Below are 8894 nucleotides of genomic sequence, written 5' to 3' on the forward strand. Positions count from 1 at the left end.
GGGCTTCTCGGTGGCCAACACCGGAGGCTGGCAGAGCTGGCGTACGGTCCCGGGCAGCATCAACGGAGCGACCGGCACGCACACGGTGTTCCTGAGGTTCACCAGTGGCCAGCCGGCCGACTTCGTCAACATCAACTGGTTCACGTTCTCCCGGTGACCGGCGGGGCCAGGAGGCGATAGGTTCCACTCATGAAGGAGACCCCGGCCGGCCGACCGACGCTGGAGACGGTGGCGCGGGCGGCCGGGGCCTCGAGAGCGACCGTCTCCCGCGTCGTCAACGGCTCCACGACCGTGCGCCCCGACATCGCCGAGAGCATCCGCCGGGCCATCGCCGACCTCGGCTACGTGCCGAACCCGGCGGCGCGGAGCCTGGTGACGCAGCGTACGGACTCCATCGCGCTGATCCTGCCCGAGTCCGCCACTCGGGTGTTCTCCGACGACGCCTTCTTCCCGGGTGTCATCCGCGGCGTCGGGGAGGCGCTGGAGAAGGCCGACAAGCAGCTCGGCCTGCTGCTCGCCTCGACCCAGTCGAGCCACGACCGGATCCTGCGCTACGTGCACGGTCGCACCGTCGACGGCGTGGTCCTGGCCTCGATGCACGGTGCCGACACCCTCCCCGAGGAGCTGCGGGCGGCGGGCGTGCCGGTCGTGACCAGCGGACGGCCGCTCGGTGAGGCCACCGTCCCCTACATCGACGTCGAGCACGCCAGCGGGGTCGAGGCGGCGATGCGCCATCTCGTCGGCCTCGGCCGGCGCCGGATCGCGACCATCGCCGGGCCCCAGGACATGGTCGCCGGCCGCGAGCGTCTGACCGGCTACCTGAACGTCCTGGAAGCGCTGGGTGCCGCGCCGCTGGTCGAGGAGGGCGACTTCATGCGTCAGTCCGGGATGGACGCCATGGAGCGGCTGCTGGAGCGCGCTCCTGACATCGACGGCGTCTTCGCGGCCTCCGACCTGATGGCCGACGGCGCCCTGCGTACGCTGCGCCGGCTCGGTCGCCGGGTGCCCGACGACGTGGCGGTGATCGGGTTCGACGACGTCGACGCGGCCCGGTTCACCGATCCGCCGCTGACCACGGTGCACCAGCCGATCCACGAGATCGGCACCCGCCTCGCCGAGCAGATCCTCCGCCTGGTCGAGGGGGAGGACGTCGAGGCCTCCGTCGTGCTCCCGACGCGGCTGGTGATCCGCGAGTCCGCCTGAGCCGCGCTCGGCTAGGAGATCGATCGGTAGCGGCGCTCGGGCCGCCCGGCGGTGCCGTAGTTGAGACGTACGCCGATCCGGCCCGTGCTCGCGAAGTGCTCGAGATAGCGGCGGGCGCTCACCCGGGAGACCCCGATCGCGTCGGCGCACTCGGTGGCGCTGAGCTCGCCGGCGGACTGCAGCGCGGCCAGCACGGCCCGCGCCGTCTCGGCACTGAGCCCCTTGGGCAGCCGCTCCCGGGCCTCGCGGGCGCCCTGGTGGCTGAACACCTCGTCGATGCCGGCCTGCACCACGTCGCGGTCGCCCGCGCCGTCGGACACCTCGGTGCGCTGCCCGATCCGGGCGAGCGCCTCGCGGGAACGGCGCACGTCGTCGAGCCGGGCGGCCAGGTCCTCGAACGGGAACGGCTTGACCACGTAGTGGGCCGCGCCTCCGGCCGCGGCCGCGCGCACGGTGTCGGCCTCGCGGGCGGCGGTGATGACGATGACGTCGGTGTCGTCGCCGCGTGCGCGCAGCCGCCGGAGCACCTCGATGCCGCTGAAGTCGGGCAGGTGCACGTCGAGCAGCAGCACGTCGGGGGAGAGGCGGGCGGTCTCGTCGAGGGCCTGGGATCCGGTGGCGGCCACGCCGACGACCCGGAAGCCGTCGACCCGCTCCACGAAGCGGGTGTGGATCGAGGCCACCATGAAGTCGTCCTCGACCACGAGCACGGTGAGCTCCGGTGTGGACGTCATCGGGTCTCCTCGGGGGCGGTCGTGGCGGGTGGTGCGAGCGGGACGGCGCCGGGGAGGGTGGCGATGAAGACCGCTCCGGGGCGCTCCGCCGACCCGGTATTCTCCACGTCGACCTCGCCTCCGCGCGTACGGCACACCAGCTGGACCAGCGCGAGGCCGACTCCACGCCCGCTGGCGTCGCGCGGTTTGGTGCTGAATCCGCGCCGGAAGATCTCGGGCAGCCGCTCGGCCGGCACCCCGCCGCCGGTGTCGGAGACGCGGACGGTCACGGTCTCGCGCTCCGCCGACAGCAGTACGCCGACGCGGCCGTCCATCGGTCCGACCAGCGCGGCCGCGTCGACGGCGTTGTCGACCAGGTTGCCGAGAACGGTGACGACGTCCGCGGAGCCGTCCGGGGTGAGCCGGGGGAGCGAGCTGGCGGAGTCGAGCTCGATGCTCACCCGCCGCTCGGCGGCCAGGCTGGCCTTGGCGATCAGCAGGGCGGCCACCGCCGGGTCGTCGATCCGCGAGGTGATGTGGTCGCTCAGCGCCGCCCGGCGGGCGGTCAGCCCGGTGACGAAGCGGCCCACCTCGGCGTACTCCTCCAGCTCGAGCAGACCGGTGATGGTGTGCAGCTGGTTGCTGAACTCGTGGGTCTGGGCGCGCAGCGTCTCGGTGACGCTCTCGCGGGCGTTGAGCTCGCTCTGCAGCGCGACCAGCTCGGTGCGGTCGCGCAGCGTGGTGACCGTGCCGGCGGGGCGGCCGTCGTGATGGACCCGGTTGCGGTTGAGCACGAGCACCCGGTCGCCGGCGACGAGCGGCGCGTCGTGCACCTCTTCGGTCCCACTGAGCAGGTCGAGCGTCTCGGCGGGCAGACCGAGCCCGTCGAGACGGCGGCCGGTCGGGTCCTCGCTGAGCCCGAGCAGCTCGCGGGCGCTGTCGCTCATCAGGCTGACCCGGCCGTCGGCTCCGACGGCCAGGACCCCCTCGCGGATCGAGCGCAGCAGGCCCTCACGGTGGTCGGCGAGGGCGGCGATGTCGCGGGGCTCCAGACCACGCGTACGCCGTTTGATCAGCCGGGCCAGCAGCAACGACCCCAGCACCCCGAGCGCCAGCCCGGCCAGCAGCACGGTCACGGCGTCGGCCCAGGTGCGGGCGATGCGCTCGGTGAGCGGCGGGTAGTCCTCGGTCACCACGACGACGCCGACGGGTCGGGGCGCCTGGGGGTCGGCGCCGGTCGACCCGCCGCCGTAGACGGGGACCTGCGCGGCGATCGCGCGCCGGCCGGCGTCGTCGATGTCGCCGGACCAGGCCCGGCTCGCCTCGGCGCCGCCGAGGTCCAGGGTCTCGCCGACACGGGTGGGGTCGGTCGCGACCAGCACCTCGCCGTCCAGATCGGTGAGATAGGCGGTGTCGGCACCAGCATCGGCGGCCCGGGTCTGCAGGTAGAAAGCCAGCGCGAGCCGGTCGGGGGTGCCGGTCAGCCCGTCCTGCACGGCCGCGGTGCCGGCCAGGCTCTCCGCGGCGGCGCGCAGCCGGTCCTCGCGGGAGTCACGGAAATCGGCGTCGCTCTGCCGCAGGGAGACGATGCTGGTCGCCACGACGACGAGCAGCAGCACCGAGAGCTGCAGCACCAGCACCTGCCCGGCCAGCGACAGGTGGCGGCGCGAACCCTGTGACCACAAGTTCCACAACCTCCTTTGGTTGCCCAATGGTGACGGCGGTCACCGCCGACTGTGACCATCGCCACTGACCGTTTCACCCCTGAGTCTGGAGGCCAGCCGTTGTCGACGCCGACATCGCAGTCCCCGCCCGATCCGAGCCGGCAGAGGCCATCGCGTCGGGCAGCGAGCATACGCCGAACCCGCGCCCTCACCGTGGTGCTCGTGACCTGCCTGCTCGCCGCGGCATCCGCCTGCGGCGTGACCCGTGGCGCGGAGTCCCGTGACCTCGACATGTGGATCCCGAACAGCCCCGGCGGCGGCTACGACCAGACCGGCCGCGCGGCCGTCGGCGTCCTGGACCGCGACAACCTGACCGGCGGCGACATCCAGGTGACCAACATCCTGGGTGCCGGCGGCTCCGTCGCGATGTCTCGTCTGATGAGCGAGGAGGGCAACGGCAACCTGCTCATGACCATCGGTCTGGGCGTGGTCGGCTCGACGTACTCCTTCGGCGTGGACGCCCGCCCCCAGGACGCCACCCCGATCGCCCAGCTCATCGAGGAGCAGGAGGGCGTGCTGGTTCCGGCCGACTCGCCGTTCCAGACCATCGACGACCTGGTGAAGGCCTGGAGAGAGGACCCCGACTCCGTCGTGGTCGGTGGCGGCTCCTCGCCCGGCGGCCCCGACCATCTCTTCCCGATGCAGCTGGCCGAGGCCGCGGGCATCGACCCGAAGGACGTCAAGTACGTCACCTACGACGGCGGTGGACCGCTCACCAGCGCCCTGCTCGGCCACAAGATCGAGGTCGGCTTCTCCGGTCTCGCCGAGTTCGAGGGCCAGGTGAAGGCAGGTGAGCTCCGGGTGCTCGCCACCTCCGGCGACGAGCGCGCCTCCGGGGTCTTCGCCGACGCGCCCACGCTGACCGAGAGCGGCATCGACCTGGTCTTCCTCAACTGGCGCGGCATCCTCGCCCCGCCGGGCATCAGCGACGAGCGCCGTCAGGAGCTCATCGACCTGCTCACCCGCATGCACGACTCGAAGCAGTGGCAGCAGGCGCTGAAGGACAACGGCTGGACCGACGCCTTCGTCACCGGCGACGACTTCGACAAGCTGCTGGTCGAGCAGGACCAGCGCGTCGCCTCGACCCTGAAGGAGCTGGATCTGCTGTGAGCGTCCACGACACCCACCCCGAGACCCGACCCGAGAGCGAGCCCGCCCGACGCCGGGTCGACCTCGGCCAGTTCGGCCTGGCCGCGTTCATGGTCGTCGTCGGGATCTACACGATCATCGACGCCGCCGGCCTCGACGTCGGCTTCGCCGACCCGGTCGGCCCCCGCGTCTTCCCGTACGTCATCGGCACCGGTCTCGTCCTGGTCGGCGTGCTGCTCGCGGTCGCCACCGCCCGCGGCTCCCAGCCGGAGCCCGAGGAGGGCGAGGACGTCGACCTGAGCTCGTCGGCCGACTGGCTGACGGTCCTCAAGCTGGTCGCGGTCCTGCTGTTCACGGTCGCGACCGTCAACCTGCTCGGCTGGGCCATCTCCGGCGCGGTGCTGTTCGCCGGCGCCGCCTGGTCCCTCGGCAGCCGCACGCTGGTGCGCGACGTGATCGTCGGGCTCGTCCTGGCGATCGGCAGCTGGTACGCCTTCTACGTCGGTCTGGGCATCCCGCTCACCCCTGGCGTACTCGACGGGATCCTGTGAGGACTGACTGATGGAGAACTTCGAACTGCTCATGGGTGGGCTCGAGTCCGCCCTGACCCCGATGAACCTGCTCTACGCCGCCATCGGCGTGCTGCTGGGCACCTTCGTCGGCGTGCTGCCCGGCATCGGGCCGGCGATGGCCATCGCGCTGCTGCTGCCGGTGACGTACCGGCTCGAGCCGACCAGCGCGTTCATCATGTTCGCCGGCCTCTACTACGGCGGCATGTACGGCGGGTCCACGACCTCGATCCTGCTGAACACACCGGGGGAGTCCGCCTCGGTGATGACGGCGCTGGAGGGCAACCGGATGGCCAGGGCGGGGCGCGGCGCGCAGGCGCTGGCGACCGCCGCGGTCGGCTCGTTCGTCGCCGGCACGATCGGCACGATCCTGGTGGCGTTCTTCTCGCCGGCTCTGGCCGACGTGGCCGTCGAGCTGGGTGCACCGTCCTACTTCGCACTGATGGTCCTGGCCCTGGTCATGACCACGACGGTGCTCGGCACCTCGGCCCTGCGCGGGTTCGCCGCGCTGTTCCTCGGCCTGACGATCGGCCTGGTCGGTCTCGACCTCAACACCGGTCAGCCGCGGCTCACCTTCGGTGTGACCCAGCTCGTCGACCGGCTCGACATCGTGGTCGTCGCGGTCGGCATCTTCGCCCTCGGCGAGGCCCTGTGGGTGGCCGCCCACCTGCGTCGTCGCCCGGCGCACGTGATCCCCGTCGGCCGTCCCTGGATGGGCCGCGACGACTGGGGCCGCTCGTGGAAGCCGTGGCTGCGCGGCACCGCCTTCGGGTTCCCGTTCGGCGCGCTCCCGGCCGGTGGCGCCGAGATCCCGACCTTCCTCTCCTACCTCACCGAGCGGAAGCTCTCGAAGCACAACGAGTTCGGCAAGGGCGCCATCGAGGGTGTCGCCGGCCCGGAGGCGGCCAACAACGCCTCGGCCGCCGGTATGTTCGTGCCGATGCTGGCGCTGGGACTGCCGGTGACGGCCACCGCGGCGGTCATGCTCTCGGCGCTGCAGGGCTACGGCATCACTCCGGGTCCGCAGCTGATGACCGATCACGCCGACCTGGTGTGGACGCTGCTGGCCAGCCTGCTGATCGGCAACACCCTGCTGCTGGTGCTCAACCTGCCGCTGGCGCCGTTGTGGGCCCGGCTGCTGCGGATCCCGCGTCCGCAGCTCTACGCGGGCATCCTGTTCTTCGCCTGCCTGGGTGCGTACGCCACCAACCTGGACCCGTTCGACATCGGGCTGCTGGTCGCGTTCGGTCTGCTCGGGCTGATGATGCGCCGCTTCGGCCTGCCGGTGCTGCCGCTGATCCTCGGCGTCATCCTGGGGCCGCTGATGGAGACCAAGCTGCGTGAGGCGTTGACGATCTCGGGCGGCGACTACGGTGGGTTGCTGAACGAGCCGCTGGCGGTGGTCGTCTACGTTCTGATCGCGTTGTTCATCCTGGGCCGGCCGTTCATCGCCAGGGCCCGGGCACGGGCCGACGAGTCGGCCGCCGTCGAGGACGAGAAGGAGCGGGTGCACTGATGAGTGAGACTTCCGCAGGTGGCTGGGTGGTCGTGGCGTGGGCGCCCGACGTCTACGGCTCGGTCGCACTCGACTGGGCGCTGGCCGACGCCGAGCGTCGTGACCGCGGTGTCGTGGTCGTCAACGCCTCCCGGGGCGACGCGCTGGTCGACGAACGCTTCGCGCTCGAGGAGCAGGTCGGTGAGCTCGAGCGCCGGCTGACCGAGTCGGGTCGGCCTCACGAGGTCCGACAGTCCATCGACCCGGACGTCGCCGGTGCCGTCCTCGACGCCGCCGAGCAGCTCGACGCCAAGCTGATCGTGGTCGGTCTGCGGCGGCGTACGCCGGTGGGCAAGCTGCTGATGGGCAGCGTCGCCCAGCGGATCCTGCTCGGCGCGGCCTGTCCGGTGCTCTCCGTGAAGCCGGGCTCGGTCCCGGACTGATCGACCGCCGATCGACACAGGTCCGGCGCGAGGGTTCGGTGTCCGGGGTGTGTGCCCGTCATACTTCACGGTGATGAGCACTGCCACCGAACCCTCCGCCGAGACCGCACCGACCGACCAGCAGGCTGACCAGAAGGTCGTGTCGGTCGCGATGGTCACCCTCGGATGCACCCGCAACGAGGTGGACTCCGAGGAGCTCGCCGGGCGCCTCACTGCCGGCGGGTTCCGCCTGGTCGCCGACCCCGACGAGGCCGACACCGTGGTCGTCAACACCTGCGGGTTCGTCGAGCAGGCGAAGAAGGACTCGGTCGACACTCTCCTCGAGGCCGCCGACCTCAAGGAGTCGGGCAAGGCTCAGGCCGTGGTCGCGGTCGGCTGCATGGCCGAGCGCTACGGCAAGGACCTCGCGGCCGAGCTGCCCGAGGCCGACGCCGTGCTCGGCTTCGACGACTATCCCGACATCGCCGCCAAGCTCCGCTCCATCCTCAGCGGCGAGACCCACCACCCCCACACGCCCCAGGACCGGCGTCTGCTGCTCCCGATCTCTCCGGTCGAGCGCGACGCCTCCGCCATCTCGGTCCCCGGCATGGCCGCGGTCGACCAGGTGCCCGGCTTCGCAGGGCGTACGCGGCTCGACGACGCCCCGTGGGCGCCGCTGAAGCTCGCGTCGGGCTGCGACCGGCGCTGCACCTTCTGCGCGATCCCGCAGTTCCGCGGCTCGTTCGTGTCGCGACGCCCCTCCGACGTGCTCCACGAGGCCCAGTGGCTGGCCCAGCAGGGCGTCAAGGAGCTCTTCCTGGTCTCGGAGAACTCCACCTCCTACGGCAAGGATCTCGGCGACATCCGGCTGCTCGAGACGCTCCTGCCGGAGCTGGCCGCCATCGACGGCATCGAGCGCGTACGCGTCTCCTACCTGCAGCCCGCCGAGACCCGCCCCGACCTGCTGAAGGTCATCGCCACCACGCCCGGCGTGACGCCCTACTTCGACCTGAGCTTCCAGCACGCCTCCAACGCCGTGCTGCGGCGGATGAAGCGGTTCGGTGACCCGGAGAGCTTCTTGGGCCTGCTGGAGCAGATCCGCGGCTACGCGCCGGAGGCCGGGGTGCGGTCGAACGTCATCGTCGGCTTCCCGGGTGAGACCGAGGAGGACCTGGAGATCCTCACCGACTTCCTGGTCGCCGCGCGCATGGACGTCACCGGCGTCTTCGGCTACTCGGACGAGGAGGGCACCGAGGCCGCCGGCTTCGACGCCTCGCTGAAGCTGGACGAGGACGAGATCCGCGCCCGCGTCGAGCACGTCAAGGAGCTCGTCGAAGAGCTCACCGCCCAGCGCGCCGAGGAGCGGATCGGCGAGCAGGTCGTGGTGCTCGTCGAGGAGGTCTCGGACGGGGAGATCGTGGGCCGAGCCGCCCACCAGGGTCCGGAGGTCGACGGGATGACGTCGCTCGAACGCGATGTCGAGGACGTACGTCCTGGTGATCTCGTGACCGCCACCGTCATCGCCTCCGAAGGCGTTGACCTGGTCGCGTCGGTGAACGGTTAGGGTGCGGTCCGTGAACGCTCAGCCCGAGAACGCCGATGCCGCCGTCAAGACGAGCAACTGGAACGTCCCCAACGCGCTGACCACGCTGCGGATCCTCGCGGTGCCGTTCTTCGCG

Annotated in this window: 9 protein-coding genes; 7 read left to right on the plus strand and 2 right to left on the minus strand. The window is 71.6% G+C overall.

Annotated elements, in window-relative coordinates; genetic code table 11:
- Window positions 1-10: 10 nt before the first annotated feature.
- Window positions 11-157: a carbohydrate-binding protein gene (locus ACFVJS_RS23585; RefSeq protein ID WP_378885606.1), complete on the plus strand. Its 147-nt coding sequence runs from the start codon at window positions 11-13 to the stop codon at window positions 155-157.
- Window positions 158-189: 32 nt separating this feature from the next.
- A complete protein-coding gene (locus ACFVJS_RS23590; protein WP_378885593.1) occupies window positions 190-1203 on the plus strand; it encodes a LacI family DNA-binding transcriptional regulator in 1014 nt (337 codons plus the stop codon).
- An 11-nt stretch (window positions 1204-1214) separates the two neighbouring features.
- Here the strand turns inward: ACFVJS_RS23590 and ACFVJS_RS23595 are convergent, their stop codons facing one another.
- On the minus strand, window positions 1215-1937 hold the full coding sequence (locus ACFVJS_RS23595) for a response regulator (RefSeq protein ID WP_378885595.1): 723 nt from the start codon (window positions 1935-1937) through the stop codon (window positions 1215-1217).
- Window positions 1934-3601 carry an ATP-binding protein gene (locus ACFVJS_RS23600; protein WP_378885596.1) on the minus strand — a complete coding sequence of 556 codons (1668 nt, stop codon included), beginning with the start codon at window positions 3599-3601 and terminating at the stop codon, window positions 1934-1936. The genes ACFVJS_RS23595 and ACFVJS_RS23600 overlap by 4 nt, the downstream gene beginning before the upstream one ends.
- A gap of 201 nt (window positions 3602-3802) precedes the next feature.
- Here ACFVJS_RS23600 and ACFVJS_RS23605 point away from each other — a divergent pair, with 201 nt between their 5' ends.
- The 5 genes from ACFVJS_RS23605 (at window position 3803) to rimO (ending at window position 8779) form a co-directional block, all read left to right on the plus strand.
- A complete protein-coding gene (locus ACFVJS_RS23605; RefSeq protein ID WP_378885598.1) occupies window positions 3803-4750 on the plus strand; it encodes a Bug family tripartite tricarboxylate transporter substrate binding protein in 948 nt (315 codons plus the stop codon).
- Complete coding sequence (locus tag ACFVJS_RS23610) at window positions 4747-5280, plus strand: tripartite tricarboxylate transporter TctB family protein (RefSeq protein WP_378885600.1); 534 nt, start codon at window positions 4747-4749, stop codon at window positions 5278-5280. The genes ACFVJS_RS23605 and ACFVJS_RS23610 overlap by 4 nt, the downstream gene beginning before the upstream one ends.
- Window positions 5281-5290: 10 nt before the next feature.
- Window positions 5291-6814 (plus strand): tripartite tricarboxylate transporter permease, encoded by a 1524-nt coding sequence (locus tag ACFVJS_RS23615; RefSeq protein WP_378885602.1) that lies wholly within the window; start codon window positions 5291-5293, stop codon window positions 6812-6814.
- On the plus strand, window positions 6814-7236 hold the full coding sequence (locus ACFVJS_RS23620) for a universal stress protein (RefSeq protein ID WP_378885604.1): 423 nt from the start codon (window positions 6814-6816) through the stop codon (window positions 7234-7236). The genes ACFVJS_RS23615 and ACFVJS_RS23620 overlap by 1 nt, the downstream gene beginning before the upstream one ends.
- 139 nt (window positions 7237-7375) lie before the next feature.
- Complete coding sequence (gene rimO / locus ACFVJS_RS23625; protein WP_378885608.1) at window positions 7376-8779, plus strand: 30S ribosomal protein S12 methylthiotransferase RimO; 1404 nt, start codon at window positions 7376-7378, stop codon at window positions 8777-8779.
- Window positions 8780-8894 lie beyond the last annotated feature (115 nt).

The organism is Nocardioides sp. NPDC057772 (assembly GCF_042798075.1).
GTDB lineage: Bacteria > Actinomycetota > Actinomycetes > Propionibacteriales > Nocardioidaceae > Nocardioides.

Bases quoted from the DNA above. Each gene is read 5' to 3' on its own strand.
- ACFVJS_RS23595 (WP_378885595.1), bottom strand. From the start codon at position 1,937: ATGACGTCCACACCGGAGCTCACCGTGCTCGTGGTCGAGGACGACTTC.
- ACFVJS_RS23620 (WP_378885604.1), top strand. From the start codon at position 6,814: ATGAGTGAGACTTCCGCAGGTGGCTGGGTGGTCGTGGCGTGGGCGCCC.
- ACFVJS_RS23615 (WP_378885602.1), top strand. From the start codon at position 5,291: ATGGAGAACTTCGAACTGCTCATGGGTGGGCTCGAGTCCGCCCTGACC.
- ACFVJS_RS23590 (WP_378885593.1), top strand. From the start codon at position 190: ATGAAGGAGACCCCGGCCGGCCGACCGACGCTGGAGACGGTGGCGCGG.